Source organism: Paracoccus sp. N5 (genome assembly GCF_000371965.1).
GTDB lineage: Bacteria > Pseudomonadota > Alphaproteobacteria > Rhodobacterales > Rhodobacteraceae > Paracoccus.
On record NZ_AQUO01000002.1, the window covers coordinates 182,819 to 199,594 of the forward strand.

The window sequence follows — 16,776 nt, forward strand, 5'->3', positions numbered from 1 at the left end:
GAAACAAAGAGGCGGCGGCGCGTCGGACAGATCATAAGGTCCGGGCGAAGGATAGGGAGCCTTCTCGCAGCCAGTCGAAAGGTTGGTCGCCATGGATATGCCGGTGTGCATCTGTCCCCCCGCGCGCCATCAAGCCCCGGCTTCCTCCCCTGGCTCGGTTCCTGCCCGCCTTTCTCGTTCTGGTTGCCCGGCCGACGGCACAAGCCGATGCGGCAAGGAATCGAGATTATTGTAAACAAGCGAACTTGATTTGCCTATGGGAATTTCGCCACCCGTGACAAAGCGGGATGGATGGCGACAGGGGGTCCGATCAGAGGCAGGGCGGTTCAGATGTGCAGCGGCTCCAGCACGGGGCCATATCCGTCCGCATCGTGCAGGCGCAGGAATCGCGCGCCGCCATGCAGTTCGATCGCCGGTTCGACGACATGCGCCGGGCGCAGCGCGGCCGCCGCGACCGCATCGGCGATGCTGGTGGTCCTGGCCAGCAGCGACAGGTTCATGCGGGTCGGAAAGACGATGGTCCGCTCGCCCCGCGCCGCCAGTTCCAGCGCCGTGCCCGCGGCGATCCACTCGGCCGAGACCGTCTCGCGCCCGTCGGCCTGCGCCACCTGCTCGGCCGGGGCTTCGACCAGGTAGAAATAGGTGTCGAACCGCTTTGCGACGACGGGCGGGGTGCGCCAGCGCGCAAACAGCGACAGCGCCCGCAGGTCGGGCCGCAGCCCCTGGGCCTGAAGATAGCCCAGGAAACTGGCCTCGCCCCGATCCATGGCGCTGCGCAGCGCCTTCGTGCCTTCGGGATCCGCCGCATAGCCGTGGACGGCGGGCAGGATGCCGCATTCCTCGAAGGTTTCCCGGATGGCGCTGATGCGGGGGCCGCGTTCCGCCTCGGGGATGTCGTCCCAGCCCTGGGCCTGCCCGGCCCAGGCCGGATCGGTGTCCGAGGGCTCGACCTTGCCGCCGGGAAAGACCATCGCGCCCGAGAAATGGTCGATGGCATAGTTGCGCTTGACCATCAGGACCTCGACTGTCGGCGCTTCGCGCACCAGCATCATGGTCGAGGCGGTTCTCACGGGCAGGTCTTCCAGCATGGGCAGCTCCGTTGTTACAAGGTGAGGTCAGTTGATCTTGCGGTCGTGCCCTTGCCAATAGGGATCGCGCAGGAGGTTCTTGCGGATCTTGCCGACCGGCGTCACCGGCAGGGCCTCCTGCCGGAACTCGACGCTGCGGGGGCATTTATAGCCGCCGATCAGCGCCTTGCAATGCGCGATCAGCTCGGCCTCGCTCAGCGATTGCCCGTCCTTCAGCACCACGACGGCATGGACGGATTCGCCCCATTTCTCGCTGGGAATGCCGACGACGGCTGCTTCCCTGACGGCGGGATGGGCATAGATCGCCCGCTCGACATCGACGGAATAGACGTTTTCGCCGCCGCTGACGATCATGTCCTTGATCCGGTCGGCGACATAGAGATAGCCGTCCGCGTCGAAATATCCCGCATCGCCCGAATGCATCCAGTCGTCCCTGAGCGTGGCGGCGCTGGCCTCGGGGTTGTTGTGATAATGCGTCATCACATTGTCGCCCCGGATCAGGATCTCGCCGGTTTCGCCGGGCGCGGCCTCCGATCCGTCGGGGCGGGTAATGCGGATGCGCATCCCCGGCACGGTCCGCCCGGCCGCCTTCAGGCGATGCGGTGCCTGCGCCAGCGCCTGCTGATGATCCTGCCAGCGAAAGGCGACGGCATAGCCCGCGGTTTCCGTCATGCCATAGATCTGGTGAAAGCCCCAGCCGGGCAGGGCATTCAGCGCGCCCTGCAGCACCGCCTCGGGCATGGGCGAGCCGCCATAGACGCAGGTGTGGATGCTGGTGAGGTCGTAATCGCCCAGACGGGGATGCAGCATCAGCATGTTGATCATCGTCGGCACCAGCACGATATTCGTCGCCCGATGGGTGGCGATCGCCTGCATGACCGGCTCGGGTTCGAATTTCGGCAGGATGACATGGGTGCCGCCCGACAGGGTGACATACCAGGCCGGTCCCGCCCCCGACAGGTGGAACATGCCGCCGACATGCAGATGGGTCAGGTCCTCGCGCCGGGGCAGGGTGGCGAGAAACGCGACCGAGACCGCCATCACGTTGCGATGCGACAGCACCGCGCCCTTGGACTGCGAGGTCGTCCCCGAGGTGTAAAGCACGATATAGGGATCGTCGCCCCGCCGGTCGGCATCCGGCATCGGCGCGTGCCCGGCGATCAGATCCTCGGCCGAAAGCATGCCGGGCGGGGTCTGTTTCTCGCCGATATGGATCAGTTGCACGGCCCCGATGCCGTCGATCTGGGCGGCATGGTCCAGAAACTCGTCATCGACGAACAGGATCCTCGCCCCGGAATCCGCCAGCGCAAAGCCATTTTCGCGCGGCGACCAGCGGATGTTCAGAGGGGTGAAGACCCCCCCGCACCAGGGGATGGCGAAAAACAGCTCGAAATACCGGTCCGAATTCATCCCCAGGGCGGCCACGCATTCGCCGGGGCGGACCCCAAGGCCATGCAGCGCCGCGGCCAGCCGGGGGACGCGCGCCGCGACCTCGGACCAGCTGCGCTGCCGGTCGCGAAAGATGGTCGCGATGCGCTGCGGCTGTTCCAGCGCGGCATGCATGAGGATCTGGGTGACCTGCATCATTCCGTCCTTTCCGCGCTCGGATTACTTGAGGGTGCAGTCGGGGCTGGGCGCGGGCATCGCCTCGTCGGCCGCCAGCACCCGTTCCAGCCGGTAGCCCATCGAGCCGTCGCCGTTCTTGACGACCTCGTTGACGGTCAGGGGGCGGACAAGCTGGTGATCCTGGGCGCGGACCTCGGTCGGGCCGAAGGTGGTCGCGACAACCGTGCCTTCCAGCGCCGAGACCAGCGGGCCGGCCTCGTCCGTGCCGGCGGCGCGCAAGCCGGCGGCGATCAGCTGGATGGCGTTGTATTGATCGGCGGCGACATAGTCAGGATCGCTGCCGAAGGCATCGCGATAGGCCTGGACGAATGCCTTGTTCTCGGGCGTGTCTATCTCGGGCGTCCAGCCCAGCAGCTGGATCACGCCCTCGACGCCCGCGCCCTGCGAGGGCAGCGTCGCCGGGGTGGCGAAACCGTTGCCGATCACCTGCTTGTACTTGCCGAACAGGCCGAAGCCCTGCTGCTGCACGGCGAAATTGACCGCATCGGTGCCGAAGATCGCGACCATGGCGCCATCGGCGTCCGAGGATTTCATCGGGATGATGAAGCTGCCCATATCGGGCGTCCCCGCCGGAACGAAGATCGGCGGGTTCGAGCTCTTGCCGTGCCGCTCCAGCAGAGCGGCGAAGCTGGCCGCGGAATCGTGCCCGGCCGGATGGTCCGAGGCGATGATGTCGAAGCGCGAGGCCGGAGAGGCGGCGACGACCGCCTCCATGCCGTTGTTGATCAGCGCGTCAGGGGTCGAGACGCGGAAATAATTGCGATGGCAGTTCTTGCCGTTCAGGATGTCGGTCTGCGAAAACGGGTCGAACAGCACGTAATCCGCCACCTTGGCGCGCGCCGCCAGGGCAATGGCCATCGCCGATCCGGTCATGCCGGTGATGATGCGGGCACCGTCCTGCTGGCGCAGGCGCACCGCGGCCGAAACCGCCGCCTCAGGCGTGCCGGCATGGGTGGCGATCTTCAGCTCCAGCGGCCGGCCGTCGATGCCGCCGCCCGCGTTGATCTGGTCCACGGCCAGCTTCAACGCATTGTTGCTGCGCTCGTAATAGGCGGCCATCGGGCCTGCGTCGATCAGCACGGCGCCGATGGTGATCTTGTCCTGGGCAAGGCCGGCGGTCGGCCCCATGGCCAGGCCCAGCAGCGCAAGGGCGGCCGCAGCAAGGTTTCGCTTCATGGACATCGTTTCTCCTCCCACTGGTTCAATCTGCATCGGCGGGCCCAAGGGCGCGCAGAAGCGGCAATTCGGAAATCTCAGGCGTTTTCCCGCAGGCGCTGGCGCGCGATGACCATCTTCATGATCTGGGCGGTGCCGTCGCCGATCTGGATGCCCAGCACGTCGCGCATGCGCTGCTGGTGGGGCAGGTCCTTGGACCAGCCGTAATGACCATGCGTCAGCAGGCATTGCTGGATCGCGTCGGTGGCGAATTTCGGTCCCATCCACTTGCACATCGCCGCCTCGGCGGTATGGGGCAGGCCGGCGTCGCGCAGGCGCAGGGTCTGGATGCACAGCTGGCGGATCGCCTCGATCTGGCCCTCGTATTCCGCCAGCGGAAAGGTCACGCCTTGAAAGGCCGACAGCGGCTGGCCAAAGGCGCGGCGCTCCTGGATATAGCGCCAGGTTTCGTCCAGCGAGGCACGGGCGGCGCCGACGCTGACCAGCCCCAGCAGCGCGCGGGAATAGTCGAAGCCTTGCATGATCTTGGTGAAGCCCTTGCCCGGCTCTCCGATCAGGTGGTCGTCGGGAATGAACACGTCATCGAGATAAAGCGAGCCGCGCCCGAGGATATGGCTGCCCAGATCGTCGAAACGGGTCCGGGACAGGCCCTTGGCGCTGGTGTCCAGCAGGAAGGCGCTGATGCCATGGGCGCGCTCCTCGCGCGTGCCGGTGCGGGCAAAGATCAGGATCCCGTCGGCCTGGTCGCCCGTCGAGCACGAGGTTTTCTCGCCGTTCAGCAGCCAGCCGCCATCCACCTTGTCCGCCCGCATGGTCAGGCTGGCCGCGTCCGAGCCGCCGCCCGGCTCGGTCAGCGCCACCGCGACGATGGCCTCGCCGGCGACGATGCGGGTCACCCAGTCCGCCGCGACATGGGCGGGCGCATGATCCGCGATGATCTTGCCCATCAGCGAGCCCATGATCGGCAGATAGCCGATGTTGAAATCGCCATAGCCCATTTCCTCGACGATGATGCCCGAGGCCTCCGAGCCGATGCCGAGCCCGCCGAACTCTTCGGGCAGTTCCGGGGCGATCAGCCCCAGCGCCCCCATCTCGCGCAGCAGGGCGCGATCCACGGTCTTTTCGGTCTTTTCCCGCTGCATGTAGAAGGGCAGCAGCTTCTCGCGCGAGAAGCGGCGGGCGGTATCGCGGATCTGGTCATAGAGTTCGGACAGTTCGGTCGCGGTCATTCAATCGGTCCTTGCAGGAATGTGTTTCGCGGCCCAGGAAGACCGCGCCACGTCTCGGGTCGCGGCCGCTCAGCGGCCCTGATAGGTGATCGGCTTGCGCTCGATCAGCGACTGCAAGGCGTTCCAGCAGTCATCCGTCCGGGCGCAGCGGGCGATGGCCTGGGCCTCGTCCTCGAGCTGCGTCTCGATCGAGCGGTCCATATAGGTCGCCATCAGGCGCTTCATCTCGCCATAGGTCCGGGTCGGGCCATCGGCCAGCTGGCGGGCCAGGGCGCGCGCCTCGTCCAGCAGGGCGTCGTCGGGCACGACGCGGTTGATCAGGCCGTTCTGGGCGGCGCGGGCGGCGTCCCAGGTCTCGTTCAGCAGGAAGAACTCGGTGGCGCGCCGGCTGCCGACGCGGCGGGGGATGAAATGCGTGCCCGCGCCATCGGCCACGAAGCCGATGCGGTTATAGGCGGCATAGAAACTGGCGCTTTCGCCCGCCAGCGCGAAATCGGCCGAGGCGGTCAGCGCGGTCGCGCCGCCGACGCAGAGCCCGTGCACCGCGACGATGACCGGCGCGTCGCCGCGGGTCAGCCGGACGATGGCGGAATGCAGCGTGGCGGTCGCCTCTTTCAACAGGCGCGGCAGCGCCTCGCGGTCGCGGCCCAGCCATTTGAAATCGGCGCCGACGCTGAAATACTTGCCCTCGGCCCGGATCAGGATGGCGCGCACCGCCGGGTCGCTGGTCAGGCGGCTGGCATGGTCGCAAAGCTCGGCGTTGAACAGCGCGTCGAAGGGATTGCCCTTCTCCGGGCGCGACAGCACGATCTCGGCAATCCCGTCGCTGAACGCGATGCGCGTGGCTTCATTGGTCATCTTGTGTCTCCTTGAATGCATGTCTGACCTGCTCGCGCAGGATCTGTTTCTGGATCTTGCCGGAGCCGCTGAGCGGCATCGCCTCCAGAAGGTGCAGATGCTTGGGCAGCTTGTAGCCCGCCAGCATCTGGCGACAGTATGCGCGCAGTTCCTCCAGCCCCAGGCTGGCGCCGGGTCGCAGCACGACCGCCGCGACGACGCTTTCCCCCCAAACGGGGTCAGGGGCGCCCACTACTGCGGCTTCTGCGATCGCCGGATGGCCGGCCAGAACGCTTTCGACCTCGGCCGGGTAGACGTTCTCGCCGCCGGAAATGATCATGTCCTTGACCCGGTCGCAGACATACAGAAAGCCGTCCTGGAGATAGCCGACATCGCCGGTCCTGAACCAGCGGCCGGGCAGGAAGGCCGCGGCGGTGGCTTCGGGCAACTGCCAGTATCCGGCGAACATATGCGGGCCGCGCAGGGCGATCTCGGCCTTCTCGCCTTCGGCGGTGACGACGCCGCCCTCGGCATCCACAAGCCGGGTTTCCCCCAGCAGCACCGGCCGGCCGGTCGAGCCGATCTTGTCCAGCGCCTGTGCCGGGCGAAGAAAGGAATGAAGCGAGGTCGCCTCGGTCATGCCATAGGTGTGGGTCACGGGAATGTTGCGATCGGCGCAGATGCGCAGCAATGGCACGGGCGAGGGCGCGCCGCCGACGATATAAAGCCGCAGCGACGACAGGTCGACGCTGGCAAAATCGGGATGCCGGGTCAGCGCCAGCAGCATGGTGGGCACGCCGAAGGTGATGGTGACGCGATGCGCCTCGATGGCGGCCAGGAAGGCGCCGGGGTCGAATTGCGACTGGATGACCAGATGCCCGCCCATCATCAGCACGGTCAGCACTTCGGCGAACAGCCCGCCGGCGTGGAACATCGGCGCGGTGGTCAGCATCACCTCGTCCAGCGAACAGCCGTAGCCCAGGATCCAGTTCAGGTTGTTGGCCCAGACATTGCCATGGGTGATGATCGCGCCCTTGGGCTTTCCGGTCGTGCCCGAGGTGTAGAGGATCGTCACCGGATCGTCGGGCAGCACGGGAAAGGGCGGCTGCGGCCTGGCACGGACTGCCTCGTCGAAGCTGGTCCAGCCACGGCGATCCGCCATCGCGCCGTCGCTTGCGGCCAGCGCGATATAGCCGGCGGTGCACAGCGAGTCGCGCAGCGCCTCGATCACATCCTCGAATTCCGGCCCGACCAGAAGCTGCGAGATCCCGGCGTCATTGATGACATAGGTCAGCTCGGCCGGGGCGAGGCGGAAATTGACCGGAACGAAGATCGCCCCGATCCGCGCGGCCGCCAGCAGGGCGATCAGCACCTCGGGGCAGTTGAAGGCCAGGATGCCGACCCGGTCCCCCTTGCCGATGCCAAGCTGGGACCAATAACCCGCCAGCCCGTCGACCTTGGCCTTCAGATCGCCATAGCTGAGCGTTCGGTCCTGATGGGTGATGGCCTTGCGTGGCTGCGCATCCCGGCAACGCCGATCGAACCAATGCGTGATGCTCGGCGCCCCGGTCATTGCGGTTGCGGTGAAGCAATCCTCGGCCACTGCTCATTCTCCTTCGCGCATTCGTCTTGCGTCGGCGAAGGAAAGCGCAGGTCCGGCGGACCATGGACCACCCGAAAGAAGGGGCTGGAGGTTTTTGTTGACCGAAACGACGCCCGCGGCGGGCTTTTCTGCTCCAGTCCCAGAAAAAGCCGGCAATGTCGGGACCGTCAAAGACGCACCGGAGCCGGGCGGCAAGCAAGGCGCCGCAAGGCCCGGCCTTCCGCGCCGGGCCTTGCCGGTCGGTCAGAACAGCAGTCGTGGCAGAAACAGGCTGATCGCCGGGAAGATCGCCAGGATGAAGATGCGGATGATGTTGGCTGTGGCGAAGGGGGCGACGCCCCTGATGATCGCGGTCAGCGGCACCTCGCGCGCGATCGAGCGGACCACGAACAGGTTCACCCCGACCGGCGGCGCGATCATCCCCAGTTCGCACAGCACCACCACCAGCACCCCGAACCAGACCGGGTCGTAGCCCAGCCCGGTGACGATGGGAAAGAACAGCGGCACGGTCAGCAGGATCATCGACAGCTCCTCCATCAGCGCGCCCAGCACGATGTAGATCGCGCAGATCAGCAGCACCACACCCACAGGCGGCAGGCCGGAGTCGTTGACGAAGCGCAGCAGACCGTCATGCGCGCCGGTATAGTTCAGGAATTCGGTGAAGACCGAGGCCCCGATCAGCATTGCGATCAGCATGGCCGAGGTCAGCGCCGAATCGACCAGGATGTCGTGGAGCGTTCTCCAGCTCAGCCGGCCCATCGACCATGCCAGCAGGAAGGCACCGAAGGCGCCGATCCCCGATGCCTCGGCCGCGGTGAAGAACCCGCCATAGATTCCGCCGATCACCAGCACGAACAGCGCGCAGATCGACCAGATCCGCTTGAGGGACAGGATTCTCTCGCTTCGCTCGGCACGTTCGGCCACGGGTGCGCTTTCAGGCCGCCGCCAGACCGTCCAGCGCACCGCCAGCACATAGCCCAGCATTCCCAGCATGCCGGGAACGAAGCCCGCGACGTAAAGCATGCCGATATGGGTTTCCGTCAGGATGCCGTAGATCACCAGCATGATCGAGGGCGGGATGATGATGCCCAGCGTCGCCCCCGCCGCGACCGAGGCGGTGCTCAGCCCGTCGGCGTAATGGTATTTCCGCATCGAGGGCAGCGCCACCTTGCCTATGGTGACCACCGTCGCCACGCTGGAGCCGCAGACGGCCGCGAAACCGCCGCAGGACATCACCGTGGCCGTCGCCAGCCCGCCGCGCCGGTGCCCGAACCAAGCCTGCGCGGCGCGATACAGGTCGCCGGAAATCCCGGCCCCGGCGACGAAATTGCCCATCAGGATGAACAGCGGAATGACCACCAGCCCATAGGACATGGTGCTTTCCCGCGCCATCAGCGCCAGCATGGCGCCCGCCTGGTTCCAGCCGACGATATAGCCGAAGCCGACATAGCCGGTGACGCCCAGGGCGATGGCGATGGGCACCCGCAGGAAGATCAGCAGCAGCGAGACGACGAAACCGATACCGGCAAGCAACATGGACCTATCCGCTCCTTGATCTTCAGAGAATGCTGTTTTCGGGTTTCGGTGCCTTGGGTTGCGCCCGCAGCACGCCCGGCAGGTTGCGGAGCGGCGCCAGGAAGCAGAGCGCACCGAAGCCCGCCAGCACAGCGACCAGGTAGAGCACCGGCGCAATCCCGATCCCCAGGCTGGCCGTCACGTCGTGATAGCGCGCCGAGCGTCCCGCCATCAGCCACATCCGCCAGGCGATCAGCCCGAAAAACCCGCAACCCAGCCCCGCCGTCAGCACCAGTTGCAGCGCATCGAGAACCCGGCTCTGGAAGACGTCGGCGATATCGGCGACGATATGGCGCTGCTGTATCGCGACGATGGGAAACAGCAGGAAGCTGAGGGTGGCCAGCCCGATCTCGGTCAGTTCGGTCGCGCCGCGAATGGGCTGGTTCAGGATATTGCGCCCGATCACGTCGAACAGCGTCAGCAGCATCAACGCAAAGACCAGCACGGCCGCGGCCGTGGTGACGGCCCCTTGGAAAAAGCGCATTCTACCCCCCTTGATCGCGATCCCGCCGCGAGGGGGAATCGGATTCCCCGCCTTTCATGGGCAAGGAAATTATTAAGCATATTGTCAGCAAGCACAACGAGTCCGTCAAGATATTTCCATCCGGCGGATGACGGCGGCACGGGCCGCACTTGCGCGTAGGGCCTGCCGTGAAAAGGAACGCCCCCGCGTTTCCGCAGGGGCGTTGGGTTCACATCTTGCACTCCGGCGAGGGCGGCGGCATGTAGTCCTCGGCCGGGATGATGGTCCTGACCTTGTAATCCACCGCTTTGCCGCTGTCGGGGCTGCCCGCCACCACCTCGGCAAAGATATAGGGGCGGGTCAGCTGGTGGTCCTGCGCCCGCATCTCCAGCGGGCCGACCGGGCTTTCGATCACCAGGCCTTCCAGCGCCTTGGACACCGCCGAGGCGTCTTCTGTGCCGGCCTTGTTCATCGCCTGCGAGAGCGCGATCATCGAGGTATACATATCGAACGCCACATCGTCCGGCTCGTGCCCCGCGATTTTCGCAAAAGCGTCGGCGAACTTGCGCGGCTTCTCGCTCTCGACCTGCGGGATATAGGTGACGTTCTGGATGACGCCGAGCGCAGCCTCACCCATCGCCGGCAGCACGGCCGGAATGGCGAAGTTGTTGCCCAGCACGACCTCGTATTTGTCCAGCAGGCCGAATTGCTGCTGCTGCTTGGCGAAGGTCACGCCATCCGCGCCATAGACGATCGCCAGCAGCCCCTTGGCCGGTTCCTGGTTCAGCTGCGTGACATAGGTGCCGAAATCGGCGCTGGGCACCGGGGTGAAAAGCTGCGTCCTGACCTCGCCGCCCAGGTCCTGCACGTCCTTGGCAAAGGAATCCGCGTTGTCGTGGCCCGAGGTGGTGTCGCCCGCGATGATGTCCCAGGATTCCACCGGGTTTTGCTTCAGGAACGCCTTGTAGCTGGCCCCCAGCATCGCGCTGGACGCCTTGACCCGGAAATAGTTCTGGTTGCAGCGCGTGCCCGCCGCCGAGAGCGGGTCGATGATGATGGTATCCAGCGCGGTGGCCCGGCCCGCGATCGCCAGCGCCACGGCGGTGGGGATCATGCCGGTGATGGCCGCGACCTTGTCGTTCTTGACCAGGCGCGTGGCCGTCTGCAGGGCGGTCTCGGGCGTGCCGGAATAGGTCATCGAGACCAGTTCCACCGGACGGCCGTTGATGCCGCCGGCCTCGTTGATCTCGGCCACCGCTGTTTCCAGCCCGGCGACGGAATATTGATGGAAGGCGGCCAGCGGGCCGCTGTCGATCATCAGCGCCCCGATCTTGACCGTCTCCTGCGCCCAGGCCGCCCCGGCTGCCGCCGAAAGCGCCGCCGCCGACAGGGCGGCAACTGCAAGTTTCATCCCGTTCTCCTCCTCTGGAACATCAGATATCGTGACCTCCCCACGCTTGGCGCTGTGCTTCCGCCAAGGGTGCACCCGGTATGTCTTCCGCAAGCAGCGCCCGGCGGTGCGGGGGATTCTGGCAGCCGAGGCCCATGTCCCGGTTGTCCAGGTTCAGCCCTCCCTCAGCGCGGCATAGCCGCCACGGATCACCTTGGCCTGCCGGGCGGGCACGTCGGCCTGGAACCGGACATGCCCTCCCTCGGTCCACAGGCTGACGACCAGGCGGTCGCCGCCATAGACCGGCGCGGTGAAGCGGGCGCCGATGCGGGCAAGGCGCGCGCCGTCGCCATTCGCCGCCGCCAGCAGCACCGCCTGGCAGCAAAAGCCGAAGGTGGACAGCCCGTGCAGGATCGGACGGTCGAATCCGGCCTGCCTTGCAGCCTCGGGATCGACATGGATCGCGACAAGGTCGCCCGACAGCCGATAGATCAGCGGAGTGGCCGGGTCGATGTCGAAGACGAACTGCCGGTCCGGCTCCCGTTCGGGCATGGCCGCCAGGGCCGCCAGGTCCACCCGGCCCCGGCCGGGGGCAGGCCCGCCAAAGCCGCCATCGGCGCGCGCGAATTCGATGCGGCGCAGTTCGGCCAGCACTTCGCCCGCAGTTGTCTCGATCCGGCGATCCATGACCAGCAGCGCCCCGCGCTCCGCGCCCAGGTCGAAAACCTCGCTGAAGCGGGTGTGGCAGCGGACCTCGCCCGAGACCGGCAGCGGTCGGTGCAGGACCAGATGCTCTTCGCCATGCAGCAATCCGCTTGTCGTCAGGCCAAGCCGGGGATCGCTGCTCCAATCGGTATTCTCGCCCAGGACCGAAGCGAAGCTGGGCGAGACCCGCAGATCCTTTTCATAGACATGACGCAGCAGGTCCGGGTCCAGCGGATCGCGGCCGAATCCGGTGCCGAGGGCATAAAGGATGCAATCCCTGGAGCCATAGCTCTGCCGCCCTTCTGGAAAGGCATAGTCCAGAATGTCGGGATAGCGGATCGGCATTCGGCATCCACTCCACAGTTGGCGGCGGGCGGGAAGATTTGTTTCGGAAGCGTATCGTATCCGTAATTATCATTCTGTCAATTGCGGGATGCCCGCCTTTGCGGCGGGCCCGGTCGGCTAGAGCGCCCGCGAGATCAGTTCGCGCATGATCTCGGAGGTGCCGCCATAGATGCGGTGGATGCGCGCATCGGCATACATGCGGCAGATGTCGTATTCGCGCATGAAGCCATAGCCGCCATGCAGCTGCAGGCACTGATCGACGATCCGGCCCTGCATCTCGGTCAGCCACAGCTTGGCCATCGAGGCCTCGGAAGCGCTCAGCTGGTCATCGACATGCCGCGCGATGCACTGGTCGGCGAAGGCCCAGCCGATGGTCAACTCGGTCTTCATGTCCGCCAGCTTGTGGCGGTTGACCTGGAATTCACCGATCGGCTTGCCGAACGCCTTGCGATCGAATGCATAGGCCAGGGTGATGTCATAGGCGCGCTGTGCCGCTGCCAGGGCCGTGACGCCGATGGTCAGGCGTTCCTGCGGCAGTTCCGACATCAGGATGTTCATGCCGCGGCCTTCGGCCCCGAGCAGGTTCCCGACCGGCACGCGCACATCGTCGAAATAGATCTCGGAGGTGTCGGCCGAAAGCTGGCCCAGCTTGTCGAGGTTGCGGCCGCGGCGGAAGCCCTCGCGGTTGGTCTCGATGACGATCAGGCTCATCGAGCCCGAGCCGCGTTCGGTATTGGTGCGGGTGACGGCGATCACGATGTCGCAATGCTGGCCGTTCGAGATGAAGGTCTTTTGCCCGTTGATGACATAATCGTCGCCGTCGCGGACTGCGGTGGTCCGCACGCCTTGCAGGTCCGAGCCGGTGCCCGGTTCGGTCATGGCGATGGCGCAGACGACCGAGCCGTCCACCATGCCGGGCAGCCAGCGGGCCTTCTGCTCGTGCGTGCCGTGCTTGATCAGGTAGCCCAGGCAGACATCGGAATGGACCGAGATGTCCGCAGCCGGACCGGCGAAACCGGAATAGGCCATTTCCTCGCAAACGACCATGTTCATGCGGAAATCGGCGCCGATGCCGCCATATTCCTCGGGGACGGTCGGGCAGAGCAGGCCGGCCTGGCCGGCCCTGGTCCAGAATTCCCGCGAGACAATGCCGGTTTCTTCCCAGCCGGCGAAATTGGGGGCAACCTCGGCCGCGATGAAGCGGCGGACGGTGTCCCGCAACTGCTGGTGTTCGTCGTCATAGATCGCGCGATTGGACAGCATCGGCTCCACCCTCTGGTCTCCTCAATATAGTAATATTGCATACCATATGTCTGGCCACGGTAAAGGGGTATTTCACCCCGACGCCTCGAAGGACGCGGCGTCAATACTGGATCGCGGCGCGGCCGATGCGGCTGCGGGCGATGATCTGCTTCATCACCCCCGCCGTACCATCGCCGATCTGCAGGCCCAGCACGTCGCGCATGCGCTGCTGATGCGCGCTGTCGGTGACATAGCCATAATGCCCCTCGGTCAGCAGGGCCTGATGGATGGCATCGAAGGCGACCTTTGGGCCCAGCCACTTGCACATGGCGGCTTCGGCAGTGTGGTCCCTGCCGGCCTCGCGCAGTTGCAGGGTATGCCAGGCGAGTTGCCGCGCCGCCGCGACCTGGGTGTCATGGTCGGCCAGCGGCCCCGAGACGTTCTGGAACTGGCCGATCGGCCGGCCGAAAGCCTCGCGCGTCCGGGCATAGGCCCAGGCCTCGTCCAGCGAGGCCTGGGCGGCGCCGCAGCATTCCAGCGCGATCAGGGCGCGGGAATAGTCGAAGCCCTGCATGACTTGCGAAAAGCCGCCCCCCTCGTCGCCCAGCATGAATTCGGCCGGCACGACGACATCCTCGAAGAACACCGAGCCGCGCGAGATCTGTCGGCACCCCACGTCGTCAAAGCCGGTCGTGGCGATGCCCGCCACCCCCTCCGGGATGAAGAAGGCCGAGATCCCGCGCGCTCCGCTGTCGGCCGGGCCGGTGCGGGCAAAGACCAGGTGGATGTCGGCCTCGGTTGCAAAGGTGATCGATGTCTTTTCGCCGGTCAGCACATAATCCGAACCGCGCTTGCGGGCGCGCAGCTGGATATTGGCGGCATCCGAACCGCCGCGCGGCTCGGTCAGGCAGATCGACATGATCTTCTCGCCGCGCACCATCTGCGGCACCCATTCCTCGACGATGGGGCGCGGCGCGTGGCGCCGCAGGATCGCGGCATTCAACGAGACGTTCACCGGCACTTGGCTGATCGAGAAATCGCCATAGCCCAAGGCCTCGGCCACCAGCCCGACCATGATCGAATCGGCGCCGAGCCCGCCAAGATCCTCGGGCAGGTCGGTGCCCAGAAAGCCCAGCTTGCCCAGCTCGCGGATCAGGTCCCGGTCCAGCGCGCCGCGCTGTTCGCGGGCCAGATAGCCTGGCTGCAGCACTTCGCGCGCGAAGCGCATGGCCATGTCGCGGACGGCGTCCTGTTCTTCCGAGAATAGCATTTCCAGAATCCCCCCTTGAAGTCGTGATCCGGCCGCATCGCGCCCGAAGCCAGACAGAATTAGACGTTTCATGACATTATGCATGCTGACCATATTGTAAACCGTATGTCTATTGGAACTGGTCACTCAACATATGCTTGAGTATTATCGCGCGCAGGAAAACGCCGGTTATCCTCCGGCGACAGGAAACGGAGCATTTGCATGAACGAAAGGATTGCCATGAGCGGCAAGAAGGCGGCGGTCGCGGACAAGACCGGGCGCGCCACGAACGATCTTCGGATCGGCTACTTCGTGCATGATGTTTCGCGCTTGCGACGCACCTTGTTCGACCAGAAGATGAAGCCCTTGGGCGTGACGCGCTCGCAATGGTGGGTGCTGGCGCAGCTTGGCCGGTCGGAAAAGACCTTGGGCGAGCAGGGCATGTTGCAGACCGAGCTGGCCAATGTCCTAGATGTCGGCAAGGTCACGGTCGGCGGCCTGATCGACCGGCTGGAGGCGGGTGGGTTCGTGCGTCGCATGCCGTGCCCGAACGACCGTCGCGCGAAAAGAGTGGTCGTGACAGAGGCGGGGCGTGCCACGCTGCGGCAGATGCAAAGCGTCAGTCAAGAACTCAACGCCATGATCCTGAAGGATATCCCGCAGGAATCCATCCATCTGGCGGAAGAGGTCCTGGCGAAGATGAAGACCAATATCATGCAGGAACTGCATGGGAGCAATGGCGGAGAGGATGAGATGACGGAGGACGATCTCTAGGCGCGCCCAGCCTTGCATATCTGGTTCGCATGCATATGATGCTCTTGCATGAAAAATGGGGGTGTCATGTCCGACTCGGCGCTTTTGACGGAAATTTCCGCGGAGGGCTGGGCCATTCTGCGCCTGAACCGGCCCGAACGGCTCAATACGCTGTCGGTTTCCCTGCGCAGGGCGCTCATCGCCGAGGTGGCCCGGCTCGAGGCGGACCCGGCGGTTCGCGTCCTGATCCTGACCGGGAGCGGCCGGGCCTTTTCGGCCGGGCTGGAGGTTTCGGAGTGGGACAGCGCTGGAGCCGCCGCGGCGGGTGCCTGGGTCCATGACCCGGTGGCAGCCCTGCGGGGTTTTTCAGGGCCGGTGATCGGGGCCATCAATGGCCTTTGCGTGACCGGCGGGCTTGAACTGGCGCTGGCCTGCGACCTGCTGGTCGCAGCGCGGGGATCGCGCTTCGCCGATACGCACAGCCGGGTCGGCCTGCTGCCGGGCTGGGGCGGTTCCGTTCGGCTCGCCCGCCGCATCGGCCCGGCACGGGCGATGGAAATGGCGCTGACCGCGCGGTTCCTGTCCGATCAGGAGGCGCTCGACTGGGGACTGGTCAACCATCTCGTGCCGGCCGATGCGCTTTTGCCCACGGCCCTGGACCTGGCGCGGCAGAGCTTGGCGGCGCCCAAGGGCGGGGCCGAAGCCTACAAGGCCTTGCTGCAGCAAGGCTCGGCGCTGCCCTTCGAGGAGGCCTTGGCCCTGGAACGCGCCACGGCGATAGCGGTGAATTCCGAAGTGACGGCCGCCGAAATCCAGGCCAGGATCGCCGCCTTGCGGGGCAGGGGATAGGTTTGGGACCAGCTGGGGGTCGTCAGTCCAGGCCTTCCGCGGCGACCAGCGCCTGGAGATGAGCGACGAGCGGATAGCGCCATTCCCGGCGTTTCGCGGCCCCGATGATTTCGCCCAGTGTGATGCGCAGGTTGGTTTCCGCCCGGGCCAGGCGCGGCACGCCAGTCGCATCGCCCTTGTCGATGCACCAGGCGGCCTCGCGCAGAAGCAGCCGGGCGGCATGAAGCCGTGCCTCGAAAAGCTCCAGTTCGGCTGGTCCAGCGCCGATGCCGGCGCTCGCCGCGTTGCGCCGCGCGACCGCCGCATCCGAACAGCATGTCGCCAGCGCGGCGCCGGCCCGGCCAAGCAGGATCGCAGAGCGGAGCAGGATCTTCAGCGGCTGGCAGCAATCCTGTGAGCCCAGCCGGTTCAGGAACTCGCTTCGGACCAGCAATCGCGCAAGCCGAGGGCTTTGGCCGGCGGCCGCCTCGATGAACAGGAACAGGTCCAGCCAGGGCAGGGGAATGGTGTCTGGAACCGGCAGAAGCCCCAGCGCCGCCGCCTCGTCCAGCAGATGCTCCAGGCCTTCCGCATCGTCGCTTGCCTTTTCCACGCAGGCGGCCAGATCCTGGATCAGGTCGGCAACCGCATGCTGTTCGTCATGCAA

15 protein-coding genes are annotated in these 16,776 nt (G+C 66.0%); 2 read left to right on the top strand and 13 right to left on the bottom strand.

Annotated elements, in window-relative coordinates:
• Nucleotides 1-326: 326 nt before the first annotated feature.
• The 12 genes from PARN5_RS0115385 to PARN5_RS0115440 form a co-directional block, all read right to left on the bottom strand.
• The gene (locus tag PARN5_RS0115385) at nucleotides 327-1,088 is read right to left on the bottom strand and encodes an NUDIX domain-containing protein (protein ID WP_026155477.1); all 762 of its coding nucleotides are present in this window, start codon (nucleotides 1,086-1,088) and stop codon (nucleotides 327-329) included.
• 27 nt (nucleotides 1,089-1,115) lie between these two features.
• Nucleotides 1,116-2,675: a long-chain fatty acid--CoA ligase gene (locus PARN5_RS0115390; protein ID WP_018000663.1), complete on the bottom strand. Its 1,560-nt coding sequence runs from the start codon at nucleotides 2,673-2,675 to the stop codon at nucleotides 1,116-1,118.
• Between the two features lie 21 nt (nucleotides 2,676-2,696).
• Complete coding sequence (locus PARN5_RS0115395; RefSeq protein WP_026155479.1) at nucleotides 2,697-3,896, bottom strand: ABC transporter substrate-binding protein; 1,200 nt, start codon at nucleotides 3,894-3,896, stop codon at nucleotides 2,697-2,699.
• A 71-nt stretch (nucleotides 3,897-3,967) separates the two neighbouring features.
• Nucleotides 3,968-5,119: an acyl-CoA dehydrogenase family protein gene (locus PARN5_RS0115400; RefSeq protein ID WP_018000665.1), complete on the bottom strand. Its 1,152-nt coding sequence runs from the start codon at nucleotides 5,117-5,119 to the stop codon at nucleotides 3,968-3,970.
• Nucleotides 5,120-5,188: 69 nt separating this feature from the next.
• Entirely contained in the window at nucleotides 5,189-5,977 is a 789-nt protein-coding gene (locus tag PARN5_RS0115405; RefSeq protein WP_018000666.1) for an enoyl-CoA hydratase/isomerase family protein, read from the bottom strand.
• On the bottom strand, nucleotides 5,967-7,559 hold the full coding sequence (locus tag PARN5_RS0115410; protein ID WP_051071032.1) for a long-chain fatty acid--CoA ligase: 1,593 nt from the start codon (nucleotides 7,557-7,559) through the stop codon (nucleotides 5,967-5,969). Before PARN5_RS0115410 ends, PARN5_RS0115405 begins: the two co-directional genes overlap by 11 nt.
• A gap of 243 nt (nucleotides 7,560-7,802) precedes the next feature.
• Nucleotides 7,803-9,095: a TRAP transporter large permease gene (locus PARN5_RS0115415; protein WP_018000668.1), complete on the bottom strand. Its 1,293-nt coding sequence runs from the start codon at nucleotides 9,093-9,095 to the stop codon at nucleotides 7,803-7,805.
• Between the two features lie 22 nt (nucleotides 9,096-9,117).
• Nucleotides 9,118-9,618, bottom strand: coding sequence for a TRAP transporter small permease (locus tag PARN5_RS22320; protein ID WP_018000669.1), 501 nt, complete (start codon nucleotides 9,616-9,618; stop codon nucleotides 9,118-9,120).
• 208 nt (nucleotides 9,619-9,826) lie between these two features.
• Nucleotides 9,827-11,008: an ABC transporter substrate-binding protein gene (locus PARN5_RS0115425; protein WP_018000670.1), complete on the bottom strand. Its 1,182-nt coding sequence runs from the start codon at nucleotides 11,006-11,008 to the stop codon at nucleotides 9,827-9,829.
• 153 nt (nucleotides 11,009-11,161) lie between these two features.
• On the bottom strand, nucleotides 11,162-12,037 hold the full coding sequence (locus PARN5_RS0115430; protein WP_018000671.1) for a MaoC/PaaZ C-terminal domain-containing protein: 876 nt from the start codon (nucleotides 12,035-12,037) through the stop codon (nucleotides 11,162-11,164).
• Nucleotides 12,038-12,154: 117 nt separating this feature from the next.
• Nucleotides 12,155-13,300, bottom strand: a complete 1,146-nt coding sequence (locus PARN5_RS0115435) for an acyl-CoA dehydrogenase family protein (RefSeq protein WP_018000672.1) — start codon at nucleotides 13,298-13,300, stop codon at nucleotides 12,155-12,157.
• Between the two features lie 100 nt (nucleotides 13,301-13,400).
• A complete protein-coding gene (locus PARN5_RS0115440) occupies nucleotides 13,401-14,549 on the bottom strand; it encodes an acyl-CoA dehydrogenase family protein (RefSeq protein WP_018000673.1) in 1,149 nt (382 codons plus the stop codon).
• A 219-nt stretch (nucleotides 14,550-14,768) separates the two neighbouring features.
• Here PARN5_RS0115440 and PARN5_RS22325 point away from each other — a divergent pair, with 219 nt between their 5' ends.
• Together PARN5_RS22325 and PARN5_RS0115450 are read left to right on the top strand one after the other, a co-directional pair.
• Nucleotides 14,769-15,302, top strand: a complete 534-nt coding sequence (locus PARN5_RS22325) for a MarR family transcriptional regulator (protein WP_018000674.1) — start codon at nucleotides 14,769-14,771, stop codon at nucleotides 15,300-15,302.
• A gap of 66 nt (nucleotides 15,303-15,368) precedes the next feature.
• Nucleotides 15,369-16,130: an enoyl-CoA hydratase-related protein gene (locus PARN5_RS0115450; protein WP_018000675.1), complete on the top strand. Its 762-nt coding sequence runs from the start codon at nucleotides 15,369-15,371 to the stop codon at nucleotides 16,128-16,130.
• Nucleotides 16,131-16,152: 22 nt separating this feature from the next.
• Here the strand turns inward: PARN5_RS0115450 and PARN5_RS0115455 are convergent, their stop codons facing one another.
• Nucleotides 16,153-16,776: a hypothetical protein gene (locus PARN5_RS0115455; protein WP_157404050.1), complete on the bottom strand. Its 624-nt coding sequence runs from the start codon at nucleotides 16,774-16,776 to the stop codon at nucleotides 16,153-16,155.

Coding starts and splice junctions, on each gene's coding strand:
- PARN5_RS0115385 (WP_026155477.1), bottom strand. CDS start 1,088: ATGCTGGAAGACCTGCCCGTGAGAACCGCCTCGACCATGATGCTGGTG.
- PARN5_RS0115390 (WP_018000663.1), bottom strand. CDS start 2,675: ATGATGCAGGTCACCCAGATCCTCATGCATGCCGCGCTGGAACAGCCG.
- PARN5_RS0115395 (WP_026155479.1), bottom strand. CDS start 3,896: ATGTCCATGAAGCGAAACCTTGCTGCGGCCGCCCTTGCGCTGCTGGGC.
- PARN5_RS0115400 (WP_018000665.1), bottom strand. CDS start 5,119: ATGACCGCGACCGAACTGTCCGAACTCTATGACCAGATCCGCGATACC.
- PARN5_RS0115405 (WP_018000666.1), bottom strand. CDS start 5,977: ATGACCAATGAAGCCACGCGCATCGCGTTCAGCGACGGGATTGCCGAG.
- PARN5_RS0115415 (WP_018000668.1), bottom strand. CDS start 9,095: ATGTTGCTTGCCGGTATCGGTTTCGTCGTCTCGCTGCTGCTGATCTTC.
- PARN5_RS22320 (WP_018000669.1), bottom strand. CDS start 9,618: ATGCGCTTTTTCCAAGGGGCCGTCACCACGGCCGCGGCCGTGCTGGTC.
- PARN5_RS0115425 (WP_018000670.1), bottom strand. CDS start 11,008: ATGAAACTTGCAGTTGCCGCCCTGTCGGCGGCGGCGCTTTCGGCGGCA.
- PARN5_RS0115430 (WP_018000671.1), bottom strand. CDS start 12,037: ATGCCGATCCGCTATCCCGACATTCTGGACTATGCCTTTCCAGAAGGG.
- PARN5_RS0115435 (WP_018000672.1), bottom strand. CDS start 13,300: ATGCTGTCCAATCGCGCGATCTATGACGACGAACACCAGCAGTTGCGG.
- PARN5_RS0115440 (WP_018000673.1), bottom strand. CDS start 14,549: ATGCTATTCTCGGAAGAACAGGACGCCGTCCGCGACATGGCCATGCGC.
- PARN5_RS22325 (WP_018000674.1), top strand. CDS start 14,769: ATGAGCGGCAAGAAGGCGGCGGTCGCGGACAAGACCGGGCGCGCCACG.
- PARN5_RS0115450 (WP_018000675.1), top strand. CDS start 15,369: ATGTCCGACTCGGCGCTTTTGACGGAAATTTCCGCGGAGGGCTGGGCC.